Here is a 17,311-nt window from a genome sequence, read left to right on the forward strand (position 1 = left end):
AGAACGCAGGCGTTTAGCCGATAAAAATAAGAAGGATCGTATGTCGACTACTTTTGCAAATAATTCCAGTGCCATTAACGTTACTAACCTCAAAAAAACAGTGGTGACCCAAGAGGGAGAGCTTACTATCCTCAATGGCATTAATATGGATGTCAAGCAAGGTGACAGTATTGCGATTCTCGGCCCATCAGGTTCAGGGAAATCAACCTTATTAGGTTTGCTTGCAGCGCTTGATACACCTACATCTGGAGAAATACTCCTTGATGGACAGGCGTTGTCGGGATTAAACGAAGAATAAAAAGCGGCACTTAGAAAACAAAAAGTCAGCTTTATTTTCCAGTCTTTTATGTTAGTCGACACGCTTACAGCGTTAGAAAATGTCATGCTACCAGCAGAACTTGCTGGCGTGGCTCAAGCTCGTGAAAAAGCCGAGCAGATGCTCGAGCGGGTCGGGCTTTCTCATCGTTTGACACATTTACCAAAACAATTATCTGGCGGTGAGCAGCAACGTGTAGCGATCGCTCGTGCGTTTATTTGTGAGCCCAAAGTATTATTTGCAGATGAGCCGACAGGAAACCTGGATAGTGCTAATGGCGACAAAATCGCAGACATGTTATTTGCCTTAAACCAAGAAAGTGATACCACGCTGGTATTAGTGACTCATGATTTGGAGTTAGCCAAACGTTGTAAGCGACAATTAGTGATGGAAAGTGGTCATTTATCAGAACCAAATGCTGAGTCAGGTACCTCTGGGAGCCATGTTAATCATGCTGACGAGATTTCTGAGGAGGTTAGCTAATGGAATTACAATTAGCTTGGCGCTTATTTAAACGAGAATTGATGCAAGGGCAACTAGTACTCATTGTATTGGCTATAACCTTGGCCGTGTTATCGGTGAGCGGTTTAGCAAGAGTCAGTGAGCGTTTACAAGTCGCTATTAATGGTGAAGCGGCTAATTTTATTGCTGCAGATCGTATTATTGATTCTCCTGTGCCTCTGTCTGAGCAAGTGCTCAACATGGCTGAATCTCTGAATATTCAACATGTGACAAACATGAAATTCAACTCGATGGTGTATTCGGGTGATAATTTTCAACTGGTGACAATTAAAGCGGTGGGTGACGGGTATCCATTGCGTGGCGAAATAGAATTATCATCAGGCGTTACCCAAGGACTGCCAAAGACTGGTGAAGCATGGTATGAAAATAGATTAGGTGGCTTATTGGGCTATCCGACCACACTGGAGCTGGGTAATACTGAACTTAATTTATCTGCCGAAATCAGCCGATTACCCGATGCTGGCTTTAATCCCTTTGCCTCTTCACCAGTGCTGTTAATGCGTTTAGATGATGTTGAAGCTACTGGTATTATTCAACCTGGTAGCCGTGTCAGTTATGTATACCAATTTGCTGGTGAGGCCGCGGCGTTAACCCAATTTGAAACCCAAGCTAAACCACTACTGAATAACAGTCAGCGCTGGACTGATGTGCAATCTGGGGATTCACCTATTGCATCAGCCATTAAACGTGCTGAGCGATTTTTATTATTAGCGAGTTTATTAGGTATTGCGCTTGCCTGTGCAGCTATTGGTATTGCTGCACAGCGTTATTGCCAACGTCATTATGACGTTGTTGCGATGCTAAAAACGTTTGGCGCATCTGCAAAGCAAATTCGAATGCTGTTTGGTGCTCATCTATTGCTGGTTACTGTAGTGGGGATCGTATTAGGGTTAATTGGCGGCGTAATGTTAGATTTAGCCATCAATCAATTCTTGCCTGCTGAAATTGCTGCTTACTCTCCCCCCTATTCAAGACCCTTGTTACTTGGTGTGAGTACCGGATTGATCAGCGCATTTATGTTCTCTGCCTACCCATTAATGCGACTATTAGCCATTCCACCTTTACGGGTGCTTCAGCGTCAATTAGAAGGGTTACAGTTTGGCATGTGGCTCCACTTGCTATTGAGCCTTGGTGCGATGGCCTTACTGGGATACTTATATTCAAAAAGCATTGCGTTAACTATGACCGTAGTGCTGGCGGTATTACTTTTAGGTGTGTTACTCAGTGTGCTTGGGTTTGTGATGATCCGTTTAGGCCATAGTGTTGGTATGAAAACCACCAACCCATTTCAGTTAGCACTTGCAGGTCTTAGACGTCGAGCAAGACAAAATGCGGTTCAGTTAGTCGGTTTTAGTAGTGCGCTTGTTTTGTTATTAACAATTTTGGCTCTCAGACAAGATTTGTTAAATGAATGGCAAAAGCAGTTGCCTGAAAATGCACCTAATTACTTTTTGGTCAATATTGCTCCTGAAGACACTAAACCATTGGATGATTTTTTAACAACGCACAATATTAATGCAACTGATATCTATCCTGTGATCCGTGGCCGTTTAACCCATATCAACGATGAGGAACTGATTTCTCGTCAAGAAGAGAAAGACGGAGTTGAAGGACGTGTTGGGATTTCACGTGAACTGAACCTGACGTATCGTGAAACACTTCCGCCTAATAATGAAATCATTGAAGGGACGTTTAACCAAGCTGATGATGAGGTGTCAGTTGAGGCCGAAGTTGCTGAACGCTTAGGTTTATCCCTTGGTGACACTATGACTTATACGATTGATAATCAAGAGTTTAGTGTTAAGGTTGCCAGTTTTAGGCAAGTGCAATGGGAAACCTTACAGCCAAATTTCTTTATGATTTTCAGGCCTAAAGCATTAGAGCCGTTTTCTTATACTTCTATGGCAAGTTTCCATCTTAATGATGAAGATTTGCAAGCGAATGGCAGTGATTTAACGGCGAATGGGGTTGTGCTGCAATTAATCCAGCAATTCCCTACGATATCAGTGATTGATGTCGGGGCTATGGTGGGGCAGTTACGTCAAATCATTGAGCAAGTGTCGCTATCCTTATCTTTAGTGCTTGCGTTAGTATTATTGGCAAGTGCCTTGGTGTTAATCGCGCAAACTGAAGCGGGAATGGCCACTAGACAGCGTGAATTGGCGGTGTTAAGAACATTTGGTGCATCTGGATGGTTACTGCGCTCTGCAACCGGTTTGGAGTTTGCCTTATTGGGCGCAATAGCGGGTATATTGGCGGTGATTGTTGCTGAATTCACCCTTTATATGCTTAAAACACAAGTCTTTGAATTAGTTGTATACATGCACTGGCCTTGGTGGGCAATTGCACCTTTATCCGGTGCGGCTGTGGTTGCCACTTTAGGTATGTGGCGTTGTAGGCAGCTATTGAATCGCTCGTGCAGTGATTTACTAAAAGCGGGCTGATGTCCCTTTTATTGTATGCACGTTAATTTTAAGGAGAGCTGATGCTCTCCTTTTTTATTGATTATGGTATCTTAATAGCTTAAGGCAATAGATAATGCCGGTAATGTTTAATGGAATCATCATGATAAATCAAAAATGGTTAACAACGTTTTTAAAGTTAGCCGAAACAGGTCACTTTACACAAACTGCTGAAAAATTGTTTATGACTCAACCTGGTGTTAGTCAGCATATTCAGAAGTTAGAAAATCAACTTAATACGCAGTTGATCCAGCGTTTTGGTAAACGTTTCGAACTCACCGATGCCGGAATGCAGTTGCAGAAATATGGTGAACAGCTATTAAAGCAACAAGAGCAATTATTAAGTGATATACAGCTTGATTCAGCATTTATCGGGGAGTGCAGGTTTGCTTGTTCAGGGTCACTAGCCATGTGGCTTTATCCAGACTTTATTGATTACCAGTTATTACATCCTCAACTACATGTTTCAATTGAAGCTGCGCCGAATAAACGCATTGTTGATCAAGTGCTTAATAACGACATAGAAATTGGCATCGTTACTCAATTTGTGTCAAATCCAGAGCTTGAAGTCACGCCAGTTGGGTTTGAGAAGTTGCTCATGGTGTTACCTAAGTCTGTTGATGCCGATGACTTATCTTTTGAGACGTTATTATCATTAGGCTTGGTTTCACATCCAGATGCTAAGCATTACTTACAGCAAGTGATGAGCTGTAATTTTGATGATTATTCAGCAGATGATATACCGTTAACCAGTTACGTTAATCAGTTAAATCAAATATTGATGCCTATAACAAAAGGGCTAGGATTTACTGTATTACCTGAATTTGCAGTAAACAGTGTTTATGAGCAAGGTAATATTACCGTGGCTAATTTGCCAAAGGTCGTAAAAGAGCCTTTATTTATGATCCGCAAAAAACACCGGCCACAACCCAAAAGGTATGACTGGTTTATTAATAGAATTAAAACCTTGGTAAAAAGTTAAAGCGTAACTGTTTTACAAGGATTATGTTTTAAGGATGGAATCTAAAGCAGGGTTAATATCAGGGTACTGATAATGAAAACCACTTTCTAATGTCCTTTTGGGTATCACAAATTGGCCTTCAACAATTAAGTCTGCCATTTCACCCATGGCTAATCTTAAAGCCAAAACCGGTGTTGGGATTATTGCGGGTCTGCCTAAGCTCTGACCGATAGAGCGTGCAAATTGTTTATGGCTTATAGGATTTGGTGCAGTGGCATTAAACACCCCTTTGGCTGATTTCGTCGACATTAAATGCCATATCAGTGCGGTTAAGTCATCGATATGGATCCAGCTTACACCATGTACTCCTTTACCAATTGGCCCCCCCAGCCCAAGTTTAAATGGCGGTAGCATTTTGGCTAAGGCCCCCCCCGTTTTTGCCCAAGACGATACCTATTCTAAGTACACAAACTCGAGTTGATTCAGATTGTGCTTGTAAGGCTAAATGTTCCCATTCATTGCACACTTGGTGACTAAACTCGTCGTGAGCTTTGCTATGCTCATCAACAGCCGTTGAATCTTGCCTGCCATAATAGCCAATTGCTGATGCACTAATGAAACATTCTGGTGGCGTATCACTTTGTTTAATGAGATGACTTAGTTTAGCGGTAATATTCCAGCGACTATTACAAATTTTTTGTTTTTGCTGGTGGCTCCAACGCTTACCGACAATGGGCTCACCGGCAAGATTAATAACACAATCAAATTCATTTAGATGTTGAAGGCTGTCTAGGTTATTAAGGTATTGGTGGTTGTTGCCTAATATGTTTTTAGCATTTTGACTGTTTCGGGTAATAATGGTGAACTGATGGGATTCAGAACTTTGGCTCAATAGTTTTACTAATTGTTGCCCAACAAACCCTGTTGCTCCAGTCATTAATATGTTCATATACTCACCATTACTTGTCGTGTAGATTTACATTGATAGTTAACTAATCTGTTATTCAGGCTATAGTTAATTTAGCGCAAAAAAAGCAGACCTCATAGATATTTACGACTTTATCAAGCTCCTAGATCAAACATATTTTCATTGAATATTTAGCTTTGGTACAGCTTGAGTTTGATAATCTATTTTTATCCATTGGATTAATTAGCTTTCATTTATTCATATCCTGATAAAGCATAATGAGTATAATGCTAAGTAATTATAATTAAGCCAGTTTACTGGTTAAACCTTATTCAATTAAGCTGTGTTATTGATTTTGAACGAGATGGAACTAAGCATTATTTTCATGTTTAGTCGTTTTTGTAGCGCAGCAAACTGATGATCCAACTTCACCATCAATACTGACAATAGAAAGGATTTACATTATGAGTGGCGGTAACTCTTCATCAATGGCATTGCGCGGCTTTGCTGTTATGGCTTGCCTCGTGGTCATTTTAGCAGGCATAAAAACAGCTAGTCCTATTGTGGTTCCGTTTGTACTGTCGGCATTTTTAGCGGTAATTTGTAATCCAGCTATCAACTTTATGACGCAATATAAAGTGCCTAAATGGCTTTCGGTCATTTTATTAATGATATTTATTGTATTAATGGGGTTGTGGTTAGCCAGCTTAGTCGGCAGTTCGATAAATGAATTCTCAAATCAAATGCCAATGTACCGTCAACAACTTATTGAGCAGTTTTCATGGGTACTTGAAAAACTTAATGCGTTAAATATCAATATTTCAAAAGATAAAGTGCTGGAGTATTTTGATCCAGGTATGGCATTAAGCATGACCACGAATATGCTGTCAGGGCTTGGTAATGTTATGGCTAACTTATTCTTAATTATTTTGACTGTTATCTTTATGTTGTTTGAAGCTCAATCATTACCGAAGAAGTTTCATTTAGCAGTTGATGATCCTGATATGCGCTTAAAACAGATTGATAAGTTCCTGCATTCAGTTAATCAGTATATGGTCATCAAAACCTTAGTCAGTATTGGCACCGGTATTATTGTCGGTATTGGTTTAAGCATTATCGGCGTTGATTACGCGTTATTGTGGGCAGTGCTGGCTTTTCTATTAAATTACATTCCAAATATCGGCTCAATCATTGCTGCTATTCCTGCAGTGTTACTCGCCTTTATCCAAATCGGCCCAGGTGCTGCTGGGATGACAGCTTTATTATATTTGGGCACGAATACCGTTATGGGTAATGTGGTTGAACCTCGCTTTATGGGGCGTGGTTTAGGCTTATCAACTTTAGTGGTTTTCTTGTCATTGATATTCTGGGGGTGGCTATTAGGCTCAGTCGGTATGTTGCTGTCCGTTCCACTGACCATGATTGTAAAAATCGCACTTGAGTCGAGTGAAAGTGGCAAATGGTTTGCTATTTTATTATCCGATGTTGATTCAGACGAAGATAATCAGCCGCAAATTGATATTGACTCATCAGATAAGCTTACATCCGAGCCAATTGATAAAGCATAAAGGCTTACTTTTGAGGTAGAGACCGGACTTTAAAGGCAATGCGTATGCGAATTATACGTGTTGCATCTAAATACAGTAAAAGAAATTAATAGTGATAATGAAGATAAATTCAGTAGAAGACTTTCCGCTTACTCAAGCGTTAGCACAAGCGCAACTCAGTGATGAGTTATGCCGTATTTTTCACGGCAGAGGTGGCCGTTTTGAAGGTCTAGAGCACTTATGCTTAGATTGGTTTAATCCTGTTTTATTGTTAACTAGCTTTAAAGAGTTAAATGAAACTAACCGTAATGAGCTAATTGAATACATTACTCTGGTATGGCAGAAATACCATAGTGATCTTGCGTTTAATTTAGTATTTCAATATCGCAACGCTGGCCAAACGATAACGGAAGTTGTCGCAGGTAAAGTGCCAGAAAAACATGTTGTCACTGAAAATGGTGCTCAATTTTTAGTACATTTATTAAGAGGCCAAAATCACGGAATCTTCCTTGATATGGCTAACGGACGACGCTGGGTAAAGACACAAAGTAAAGATAAAAAAGTATTGAATTTATTTGCATATACTTGTGCTTTTTCTGTTGTGGCTTTACAGGGGGGAGCGACTGACGTTGTTAATATGGACATGAGTAAAGGTGCTTTAAGTATTGGTAAACAGAATCATTTATTGAATGGTTTTGATTCGGGGGCACGTTACTTGGGTCATGACATTTTTAGATCGTGGGGAAAACTGACTAAATTAGGCCCTTATGATTTAATTATTGCAGATCCGCCAAGTAATCAAAAAGGCAGTTTTGTAGCAACTAAAGATTATGTAAGGCTTTTACGCCGTTTACCTGAACTGCTAGCCAAAAACGGCGAAGTATTGCTTTGTTTGAATGCGCCTGAATTAGGATGCGATTTTTTAATGGAGCAAGTAACTGAAACGGCGCCTTCATTACAATTTATCGAGCGTCTAGATAACCCGACTATTTTTGCTGATATTGATGAGCAAAAATCCCTTAAAGTTTTACGCTATAAATTAGTGTAAACGGACTTTGATTAATGACAATTGAATATTCATTCAGTTGTCATTGACTCTTTTGTATTCATTTATGCTGATTAAAGCACCTTCAAATCTTTTTTACGTGATGTAAATATCATTATCTGCATGCCTTTCACCTGTCATTTTAATTACATCGAAATGCTATTAACAAGTTGATAACTTTATGTGTAGCAGCTATATATACTAAAGTGCTAAACAATGTGTAAAACGTAAACTGGCATTTAACAACGCTAACATCATCTTTCCGTTTAATTATTTTGGTCAATATAAACCTATGCAGGTCAATGTTTGGTGAATTTTATGATCTAGATCAACTTAAATTCGTTTTACCAATTTGTGAGTATATAGTTTAGTCATTGATTAAAGATAAAATTCTTCCGAATCATGATCAGTAACAACTAGGTTACATATCTTTCATTTGAAACCTCTGCTGGAGGCTCCATGAGTACAGATCCACAAAGCGAAAAAAGCTTAGAGTTGAAAATCTTTATTTTCCTAACGGTTTTTTTAGCGCCTATTTTATCGGCACTTTTAGTCAGTGCACTTGGCTTTACCATTTGGTTTAGTCAAATCCTTTCAGGCCCGCCAGGTGCCGGTTAGTCTTTAATTAATAACAAAAAATAATAGAGAATGAGTGCTAATGAGCAAAAAAGAAATCCATGTAACCAGTTTGATTGTGCAAGTTCAACCAGAGCAAATGGCTGAAGTTCGCCAAAAAATTATGGCGATGGAAAATGCTGAATTGTCAGTAAACAATGAGATGAAAATTGTCGTGGTAATTGAAGGGCCGACTCAGCGTTCTTTAATGGATGATATCTCGACCATTAACGCAATCCCTGGTGTGTTAAGTGCCACTATGGTTTATCACCAAAGCGAAGAGCTAGAAGAGGGTGAAGAATGAGTATGAACAGACGTGAGTTTATGAAAGCCAATGCCGCGATTGCCGCTGCTGGCGTTGCTGGAATGGCTTTACCTGCGACAGCAAGTAATTTAATAACGAGTTCTGAGCAAACAAAGTTAGAGTGGAATAAAGCGCCATGTCGTTTTTGTGGTACGGGCTGTTCAGTCATTGTTGCTACTAGAGACGGTAAGGTGGTTGCTACTCATGGTGATGCTAAAAGTGAAGTTAACCGTGGCTTAAACTGTATTAAAGGTTATTTCTTATCGAAAATTATGTATGGCCGCGATCGTCTGCAGACTCCAATGCTGCGTATGACAAATGGTCAATATGATAAGAATGGCGAGTTCACACCAGTAAGCTGGGATACCGCTTTCGATACCATGGCTGAAAAATGGAAAAAGACCATTAAAGCTAAAGGGCCAACCGCTGTGGGCATGTTCGGTTCCGGTCAGTGGACAGTTTGGGAAGGTTACGCAGCAGTTAAGCTTATGAAAGCTGGCTTTGGCTCAAACAATATTGACCCGAATGCGCGTCACTGTATGGCATCAGCTGTAGGTGGTTTCATGCGTACCTTTGGTATTGATGAACCAATGGGGTGTTACGATGATATGGAAGCGGCTGATGCATTCGTATTATGGGGCTCAAACATGGCTGAGATGCATCCTATTCTCTGGACTCGTGTGACAGATAGACGTCTAAGCGCTCCCCATGTGAAAGTTGCTGTTCTATCTACCTTTGAGCATAGATCATTTGATTTAGCTGATTTGCCTATTGTGTTTACTCCGCAAACCGATTTGGCCATTCTTAACTTTGTTGCTAATTACATTATTCAAAACGGCAAAGTGAACCAAGACTTTATCAATAAACACGTTAATTTCCGTAAAGGTGAAACGGATATTGGTTATGGTCTACGTGCATCTCATCCACTGCAAAAGAAAGCTAAAAACGTCGATACTGCAGGTGATTCAACTCCAATTGATTTTGCAGAGTTTGCTAAGTTTGTTGCAGATTATGATGTTGAAAGTGTCAGTAAGCTATCCGGTGTGCCCGAGCACAAGTTGATTGAGCTTGCCGAGTTGTATGCCGATCCTAAAAAGAAGGTTACATCATTCTGGACCATGGGCTTTAACCAACATACTCGTGGTGTGTGGTGTAATAACTTAATCTACAATATTCACTTACTGGTCGGAAAAATTTCAACCCCAGGTAACAGTCCTTTCTCGTTGACTGGTCAACCTTCTGCGTGTGGTACAGCACGTGAAGTAGGTACTTTCTCACATCGTTTACCTGCTGACATGGTGGTCACAAATCCTAAGCATCGTAAACTTGCTGAAGACATTTGGAATATTCCGAGCGGGATTATTCCGCCTAAACCTGGTTATCACGCAGTTGAGCAAAATCGTCGTCTTAAAGATGGTGATTTAAATTGCTACTGGGTGCAAGTGAACAACAACATGCAGGCCGCAGCCAACATGAACGAGGAAGGGCTACCAGGTTATCGTAATCCTGAAAACTTCATCGTTGTATCGGATGCTTATCCAACTGTGACAACCCAAGCTGCTGATTTGATATTGCCTTCAGCGATGTGGGTTGAAAAAGAAGGTGCTTACGGTAACGCTGAACGACGTACTCAGTTTTGGCATCAAATGGTACAAGCACCAGGTGAGTCCATGTCTGACTTATGGCAGTTAATGGAGTTCTCAAAACGCTTTACGACTGATGAAGTATGGTCAAAAGACGTGCTTGCTGCTAACCCTCAATATAAGGGTAAAACATTGTTCGAAGTCTTGTTCCAAAATGGCAATGTTGAGAAGTTCCCATTAAGCGATACCGATCCTAAATACATGAACAATGAAGCAAAACATTTTGGTTTTTATGTTCAAAAAGGCTTGTTTGAAGAATACGCTGAATTTGGTCGTGGTCATGGACATGATTTAGCTGACTTTGATCGTTATCACGAAGAGCATGGTTTACGTTGGCCTGTTGTTGACGGCAAAGAAACCAAATGGCGTTATCGTGAAGGTGCGGATCCCTATGTTAAGGCAGGTAAAGGGTTCGAGTTTTATGGTAAGCCTGATGGCAAAGCCATTATCTTTGCATTACCTTATGAGCCCGCACCAGAGATGCCAGATGAAGAGTTTGATATTTGGCTATCGACCGGTCGTGTTCTAGAGCATTGGCATTCAGGCTCTATGACTCAGCGTGTCCCTGAACTTTACAAAGCATTCCCTGATGCAGTGTGTTTTATGCACCCTGATGATGCTAAGAAGCGTGGGTTACGTCGAGGTGATGAAGTTAAAGTGATTTCTCGCCGCGGTGAGATTAAGACTCGTGTTGAAACCAGAGGTCGTAATAAGCCACCAATGGGCTTAGTGTTTGTTCCTTGGTTTGATGCTAGCCAGCTCATTAATAAAGTAACGCTTGATGCGACAGATCCATTGTCAAAGCAAACAGACTTTAAGAAATGTGCGGTTAAGATTGTCAAAGCTTAAGGAGAATGACCATGAAAACACGTAACGTTTTATCAGTAATTGTCTTGTTGGGTCTTTCTTTTAGCTCATTAGCTGAAACTGCACCAATACCAGAAGATAAAGTTGCTACTTTGCGCCTTGCCCCAATTGATGTTGAGCCAACGCCTCCTGCTATGCAGAAGGTGATTAACTCTGATGTTAAGCAGGTGCGTAATTACCCAATGCAACCTCCGATCATTCCACATCGTATTGACGGTTACCAGATTGATTTGAAGGTCAACAAATGTATGCAATGTCATGCTAGAAATAGCACAGGACATTCCCAAGCACCTATGGTGAGTGTGACGCATTACATGGATAGAGAAAATAACTTCTTGGCATCTTTATCGCCTCGTCGTTACTACTGTACCCAGTGTCATGTATCGCAATTAGATGCCAAGTTATTGGTAGAAAATGATTTCATTGATGTAAAACATTTAATGAAAAACGCTGCTAAGAACGAGCACTAGGAGCAAGTATGATTGCAAAACTACTAGAAAATCTTAAAGTGATTTGGAAGGTTATTCGCCGTCCAAGTGTACACTATAGTCTTGGTTTTCTGACTCTTGGTGGCTTCGTTGCTGGTGTTATTTTCTGGGGTGGTTTTAATACGGCGTTATCGGTATCAAATACTGAAGCTTTCTGTATTAGCTGCCATGAAATGGAGAATAACGTCTATGAAGAGTTGAAAACAACCATTCATTTCACTAACCGTAGTGGTGTACGTGCGACTTGCCCTGACTGTCACGTCCCTCATAACTGGACGGATAAAATTGCCCGTAAAATGCAGGCTTCTAAGGAAGTTTGGGGTAAAGTTTTTGGTACGATAAACACTCGGGAAAAATTTGAAGCTAAGCGCAGAGAGCTAGCTGAGCATGAATGGGACCGTTTAAAAGCTAACGATTCACTAGAGTGTCGTAACTGTCATAACTTTGATTATATGGACTTTACTCGTCAGTCTAAGCGTGCGTCAGCAATGCATTCAACGTCATTAGCCAGTGGTGAAAAAACCTGTATTGATTGTCATAAAGGGATTGCTCACCAATTGCCTGACATGGCTGGAGTTGAAGGGTTTTAATGATTATTTGATTTGAATAAATCATTAAATTCACTAATAAAGGTCAGCATATGCTGGCCTTTTTATTTGGTTAACGTATATTAAATATATTAATGATTCAGTTGTAATTGCAGTCGTAGTTGTCGTTAATCACACCTTCTATTTTTGACATCAATAACTGAAGAGGAAGCATGCAAAGAAACATTTCTCTATCCTCCTTTAAATGGTTAATTAGCCTGTTTGGTTTATTAGCTCTGATGTCAATTACCCCTTTGTATGCTGAGCCTCAAGTAAACCTATTAGCGTTAATTGAGGGGACAGAAGAAAAACCTGTTACCCCTGTTCAACTTCAGACTGACTTATCTGAGCTAACAAGCAATACTGCCAGTAGTCATGTTGCAAATGATACGCTGAACTTTAAATCTCTCACTTGGCTCGAATCTGAGTTTCAACCATCAACATTATCAATCGAACAGCAAAAACGAGAATTATTGTGGTTTAGAGATACTGCTGCGCCGTTTAAGGGCAAGACAATACGTGTCATCTCAGAACGTATTAAAACTCATCAATATGAATCTAACGTATTAGCAAAAGCGTTTTATGACATTACGGGTATTCATGTCATCCATGAGTTAACTAATGAAGATGATGTGATTAAGAAGCTATCTGCTCAGCTAATGACTGGTCAGCGTCTGTATGATGCCTATATTAGTGACAGTGATTTAATTGGTAGTCATTTCCGACAGCAAAATATTAAGTCTGTTACTGAATTAATGAACGATCACGCTGCGAAGTATACTCTGCCGACTCTTGCACTGAATGATTTCATTGGGCTGGCATTTACCACAGGCCCTGATGGTAAAATTTATCAATTACCAGATCAGCAGTTTGCCAACTTATATTGGTACCGCAGTGACTGGTTTGCAGATCCAACTTATCAAGCATTATTCGAATCCAAATACGGTTATAAATTGGGTGTTCCACAAAATTGGCAGGCCTATGAAGATATTGCTAATTTTTTTACCCATGATATTCATTCTATTGATGGAGTGAAGGTTTATGGCCACATGGATTACGGTAAATCAGATCCATCTCTAGGTTGGCGTATGTCGGATGCGTGGCTTTCTATGGCAGGGGTGGGTGATAAAGGCCTGCCTAATGGATTACCTGTGGATGAGTGGGGGATCAGAGTTGAAGATTGCCATCCAGTTGGTGCAAGTATTGAACGAGGTGGCGCCCTAAATAGCCCAGCAGCTATTTATGCGGTCGAAAAATACAAAGATTGGTTAATAGAGTATGCACCACCTGAAGCGCAGCAATTGACGTTTTCAGAATCTGGAGATTGGGCGGCAAAAGGCAATATTGCTCAACAAATATTTTGGTACACCGCATTTGTATCTGATTTCACCCAAGCTGGTTTACCTGTGATGAATCAAGATGGCACGCCCAAATGGCGAGTTGCACCATCACCGGTAGGGCAGTATTGGCAACAAGGTATGAAGTCTGGTTATCAAGATACCGGAGCTTGGACATTTTTAAATCATACACCAAAAGAGCAACAACTCGCGGCGTGGTTATATGCGCAATTTGTTGTATCTAAAACGGTATCATTAAGAAAAACAATTGTTGGGTCAACACCAATCCGTCAATCAGATATTGATTCTGATTATATGACTGATAAGGCAAAGTATTTAGGCGGGCTCGTTGAGTTTTATCGCAGTCAAGCACGCAATGTGTGGACTCCAACGGGAACCAATGTACCTGATTATCCTGGGATGGCAGGTTACTGGTGGCAAGCCGTAAGCCACATTTTGACGGGCGAAGTCAGCGTTGCCCAAGGCATGAATAACTTAGCTGAAAAAATTGATGAGCATCTTATTAAGCTCCAATCAAGCAAGATGACATGTGGTCCTAAAGTGAACCCTAAAGTTTCACCTTCTTTCTGGCTAAATCAAACAGGCTCCCCGAAACCAGTCAAGGAAACGTCAGTAAAAGGTAAAACCTTACCGTTTGAGGAGGCAATCAATGTTTGGTAGAAAAACATGGGTTTTACTTTCATTATTGTTCTGTTTTCCTAAATGGGTCGAGGCAGAAGAGATTACCATTTATACCTATCAACACTTACCTTATGCAGAGCAAACCGATACTACTCATAAAGGTATGATTATAGAAATCATTGATGAATTATTCTCTCGGGCAGATATTGACTATAAGATTATTTTTAATCCTTTGAAAAGAGGATTGACCATGACGTCACGCAGCCAAGGTGTTTGTGTGTTACCCATTGATAGAACCCAGCAAAGAGAGAGTGAGTTTCGCTGGGTAGGACCAATATTAATTTCACGTTACGGTTTGTTTAGTGCCAAGGATAAATCCTTACCATTAATTACCTTACAAGATGCAAAATCCTATTCAATTGGCACCTTTTTAGGAAGTGGGATTGGAGAATACTTAACGTCTTTTGAATATCAAGTACAGCTGACCAACGATGATAATCTCAATATTAAAAAGCTACAAAGAGATAGGATTCAACTTTGGGCATCTGAAATCATTAGTGCCAAAACCATTATGGATCAATCTAAAGTGCAATTGGGTGAGCCTGAATTGATTTTTTATACTGCACTGAGAGCTATGGCGTGTAATCGAGAGTTAGAAGAGTCAAAGCATGATGCATTAGTTGAGGCACTGAATTCAATGTATCAAGATGGTTTTATGGTGAGGATTAATGAAGCCTACGGTGCTTCCTTGTAGGTAGGCTAATACAATATTTTAAAGTTTTAGCGATTATATGTATATGTAGATTTTCCAAAGTTTGCCATTAATTGCTGATGAAGGTTAACTTTTCTAACAGGTACTAGTAATAGCTCATGGTTTTGTTCAACAACTTCCATAGGTTGTATGGATAACTTTAATTTATCTGAATTACTTTCTGGTGAAAAAGAAATCTTATTACCTATGTTTGACCAAGTTCCTTGTGAATAACTTGTAACTCCAGCCACTCCTTCTATAGTAGATTCGTAGCGACCATTATCATGTAAAATCAGGTTAGTTTGGTTGCCGAAACCATCATCGTTGAAGTATTGTCCAGCGACATTAGAAGTTGCGATATCACTGAAATGGTTATTAGAGCTGCATCCTGCTAGAGCCAACAACATAATCACACAGAGTTGTTTGAGCATTTGTTTATTCCTATTAATGTAATCTTATGTTTAATAATATGCTTTGAATGTGAAAATTTTACTACTAAAGTAGCAACCTCAATAATCTTATTACAGTACGTTTAAATCAAGTTATTTAGTCATTAATTTGACAATAATGTGATAATTGACGCAGGAGTAAGGCCAACAATTACAAAATTTGAAATTGCTAAAGGTCTATTATTAATAACTAACTATGGGATATTGGATGAATTGGTTGAACATTTCGTCATTAACCCATTAAGCGTAGTGTCACTGAACTTGTAATAATTGAGCACTAAAGTATTACTCTCATGTCCTTTTAGTCTATAAAATGTCTGCTTTCAAAACAACATTTCCATAACAAACTATACTTTGACTATTCAGCTAGCTCTCAACGGATGAGATATCCGCTGAAATATATTTGGGCTTTGTTTGGAGGTGACTATGTCGATGGTAAGTTCTAAAGACTTTGCTAATTGGCTTAAATTACAATTTGAGCAGTTGGAAACAGGGGTGAGTTTAACCCGTGAAGATATTAATCAATTAACTGGGAGACAAAATTTTTCTTTGGTGTTTGTTCACGATATACATTATGAGTTAATGCAGCATGGCATCGCCTTTGTGACTGATACCTATAGAGAACATTTTTACATGGTGAAAGTTCAAGAGAACCCATGGCGCGATGAATTGGAAAATGCTGGCCAACAGCAAACATTCTCCAATATTATTTCGATTAATATGTCCCGGTAACAGTTAATCAAATTAACGAATGGTATTAAGAGATGTTAACTGCGTTTCAATATTATCAACGAGATAGTCGGTAAAATTTTCACCATGATTTTGCATCATTTTTGGAAACATTGAGATGGGTGTAGAACCAGGGAAGGTATTAATTTCATTTAATAAAATTTCACCGTCATCAGTTAAGAAGAAGTCAATTCTCGACAAATGACGTAACTTCATACCTGTAAATGCTTTTAAGGCGTATTCTCTGATCTTATCGATATTTTGTTGTGATAAATTTCCTGCAACTACATCAGTTCGAGCTTTGCTTGAAGCATTGTATTTTTCATCGAAAGTATAAAAAGTATTGTCGGCGCAAATAATTTCGCCTGGTAACGTGGCGATGACTTTACCTAGATATTCATATACTGCGACTTCTAACTCGCGCGCTATGATGGTTTTTTCAACCACAACTGAAGGTGCAAAACTAAATGCATCTTTTAACACTTGTGCTATTTGCTCTTGGCTATCGACTTTGTAGCACCCAACAGATGAGCCTTGGGAAGCTGCTTTTACAAACACTGAGCCCCATTTAGATAGTGCTGCTTGGGTTTGCTCAATAGCTGATTGATTATAGTCATTCAAAAAAATGTAAGGCGTGTTCGGGATGCCCAGTGCACTAAACCACATTTTGGCGGTGATTTTATTAAAACAATTACTCGATGCTTCTGACTCACAACCAAAGTAAGGTAATTGAATTAAGTTAAAATAAGATTGAATATCGCCAGTTTCACCAGGGAAACCATGAATACAAGGAATGACGTAATCCACTGTCCATGGCGTTTTGACATCATTATCAAATCGTACTTCACGCCGATTAGTTAATTCACAACTATTACCTTCACTATCAAAATAATGACCGTTGCTATCTAACTCAACTCTTAGCAGATTGATTTTATTAGATTGCAATAATGACGATTCAAAAAAGTTAGCCGATAGCACAGATACATCATGTTCAGCGCTGCCACCACCGCAAATAAGGAGAACGTTAAAAGTCGTCATAATGCCTCGTGAAGAAAAAGTCGTTACCAGTTTAATAGGTTCATGATAATGAACTGGCAAGGTTCAACGCAAGAAAGGTTTGCGGTAACTGCTTATCTATT

Annotated in this window: 14 protein-coding genes and 2 pseudogenes; 13 read left to right on the forward strand and 3 right to left on the reverse strand. The window is 39.7% G+C overall.

Annotation, left to right across the window (positions count from 1 at the left end; genetic code table 11):
- Positions 1 to 40: 40 nt before the first annotated feature.
- The 3 genes and pseudogenes from SJ2017_RS08200 to SJ2017_RS08210 all read left to right on the forward strand — a co-directional run bounded on the left by SJ2017_RS08200 (position 41) and on the right by SJ2017_RS08210 (position 4,282).
- A pseudogene (locus tag SJ2017_RS08200) lies at positions 41 to 799 on the forward strand (ABC transporter ATP-binding protein).
- The gene (locus SJ2017_RS08205; RefSeq protein WP_080915451.1) at positions 799 to 3,282 is read left to right on the forward strand and encodes an ABC transporter permease; all 2,484 of its coding nucleotides are present in this window, start codon (positions 799 to 801) and stop codon (positions 3,280 to 3,282) included. Before SJ2017_RS08200 ends, SJ2017_RS08205 begins: the two are co-directional and overlap by 1 nt.
- Positions 3,283 to 3,403: 121 nt before the next feature.
- Positions 3,404 to 4,282 carry a LysR family transcriptional regulator gene (locus SJ2017_RS08210; protein ID WP_080917438.1) on the forward strand — a complete coding sequence of 293 codons (879 nt, stop codon included), beginning with the start codon at positions 3,404 to 3,406 and terminating at the stop codon, positions 4,280 to 4,282.
- A 21-nt stretch (positions 4,283 to 4,303) separates the two neighbouring features.
- Here the strand turns inward: SJ2017_RS08210 and SJ2017_RS08215 are convergent.
- Positions 4,304 to 5,210, reverse strand: a pseudogene (locus SJ2017_RS08215) (TIGR01777 family oxidoreductase).
- Positions 5,211 to 5,632: 422 nt separating this feature from the next.
- Between SJ2017_RS08215 and SJ2017_RS08220 the strand changes: the two are divergent.
- The 9 genes from SJ2017_RS08220 (at position 5,633) to SJ2017_RS08260 (ending at position 14,997) form a co-directional block, all read left to right on the forward strand.
- Positions 5,633 to 6,736 carry an AI-2E family transporter gene (locus SJ2017_RS08220; RefSeq protein WP_080915452.1) on the forward strand — a complete coding sequence of 368 codons (1,104 nt, stop codon included), beginning with the start codon at positions 5,633 to 5,635 and terminating at the stop codon, positions 6,734 to 6,736.
- 97 nt (positions 6,737 to 6,833) lie between these two features.
- Positions 6,834 to 7,763 (forward strand): class I SAM-dependent methyltransferase, encoded by a 930-nt coding sequence (locus tag SJ2017_RS08225; RefSeq protein WP_080915453.1) that lies wholly within the window; start codon positions 6,834 to 6,836, stop codon positions 7,761 to 7,763.
- A 456-nt stretch (positions 7,764 to 8,219) separates the two neighbouring features.
- Positions 8,220 to 8,378, forward strand: a complete 159-nt coding sequence (locus SJ2017_RS08230; RefSeq protein WP_055023843.1) for a periplasmic nitrate reductase, NapE protein — start codon at positions 8,220 to 8,222, stop codon at positions 8,376 to 8,378.
- A 40-nt stretch (positions 8,379 to 8,418) separates the two neighbouring features.
- A complete protein-coding gene (locus SJ2017_RS08235; RefSeq protein ID WP_055023842.1) occupies positions 8,419 to 8,679 on the forward strand; it encodes a chaperone NapD in 261 nt (86 codons plus the stop codon).
- A 2-nt stretch (positions 8,680 to 8,681) separates the two neighbouring features.
- Positions 8,682 to 11,171 carry a nitrate reductase catalytic subunit NapA gene (gene napA, locus SJ2017_RS08240; protein ID WP_055023932.1) on the forward strand — a complete coding sequence of 830 codons (2,490 nt, stop codon included), beginning with the start codon at positions 8,682 to 8,684 and terminating at the stop codon, positions 11,169 to 11,171.
- A gap of 11 nt (positions 11,172 to 11,182) precedes the next feature.
- Complete coding sequence (locus tag SJ2017_RS08245) at positions 11,183 to 11,659, forward strand: nitrate reductase cytochrome c-type subunit (RefSeq protein ID WP_055023841.1); 477 nt, start codon at positions 11,183 to 11,185, stop codon at positions 11,657 to 11,659.
- A gap of 8 nt (positions 11,660 to 11,667) precedes the next feature.
- The gene (locus tag SJ2017_RS08250) at positions 11,668 to 12,267 is read left to right on the forward strand and encodes a cytochrome c3 family protein (RefSeq protein ID WP_055023840.1); all 600 of its coding nucleotides are present in this window, start codon (positions 11,668 to 11,670) and stop codon (positions 12,265 to 12,267) included.
- 170 nt (positions 12,268 to 12,437) lie between these two features.
- Positions 12,438 to 14,282, forward strand: coding sequence for an ABC transporter substrate-binding protein (locus SJ2017_RS08255; protein ID WP_156003193.1), 1,845 nt, complete (start codon positions 12,438 to 12,440; stop codon positions 14,280 to 14,282).
- Positions 14,272 to 14,997 carry a substrate-binding periplasmic protein gene (locus SJ2017_RS08260; RefSeq protein WP_065108349.1) on the forward strand — a complete coding sequence of 242 codons (726 nt, stop codon included), beginning with the start codon at positions 14,272 to 14,274 and terminating at the stop codon, positions 14,995 to 14,997. Before SJ2017_RS08255 ends, SJ2017_RS08260 begins: the two co-directional genes overlap by 11 nt.
- 26 nt (positions 14,998 to 15,023) lie before the next feature.
- Here the strand turns inward: SJ2017_RS08260 and SJ2017_RS08265 are convergent, their stop codons facing one another.
- The gene (locus SJ2017_RS08265) at positions 15,024 to 15,425 is read right to left on the reverse strand and encodes a hypothetical protein (RefSeq protein ID WP_080915454.1); all 402 of its coding nucleotides are present in this window, start codon (positions 15,423 to 15,425) and stop codon (positions 15,024 to 15,026) included.
- Positions 15,426 to 15,869: 444 nt separating this feature from the next.
- Here SJ2017_RS08265 and SJ2017_RS08270 point away from each other — a divergent pair, with 444 nt between their 5' ends.
- Positions 15,870 to 16,175: a hypothetical protein gene (locus SJ2017_RS08270; RefSeq protein WP_055023836.1), complete on the forward strand. Its 306-nt coding sequence runs from the start codon at positions 15,870 to 15,872 to the stop codon at positions 16,173 to 16,175.
- Positions 16,176 to 16,187: 12 nt separating this feature from the next.
- Here SJ2017_RS08270 and SJ2017_RS08275 read toward each other — a convergent pair whose 3' ends face one another.
- Positions 16,188 to 17,210: a D-alanine--D-alanine ligase gene (locus tag SJ2017_RS08275; protein ID WP_080915455.1), complete on the reverse strand. Its 1,023-nt coding sequence runs from the start codon at positions 17,208 to 17,210 to the stop codon at positions 16,188 to 16,190.
- Positions 17,211 to 17,311: the final 101 nt, after the last annotated feature.

The sequence above is a fragment of the Shewanella japonica genome, from assembly GCF_002075795.1.
Lineage (GTDB): Bacteria > Pseudomonadota > Gammaproteobacteria > Enterobacterales > Shewanellaceae > Shewanella > Shewanella japonica.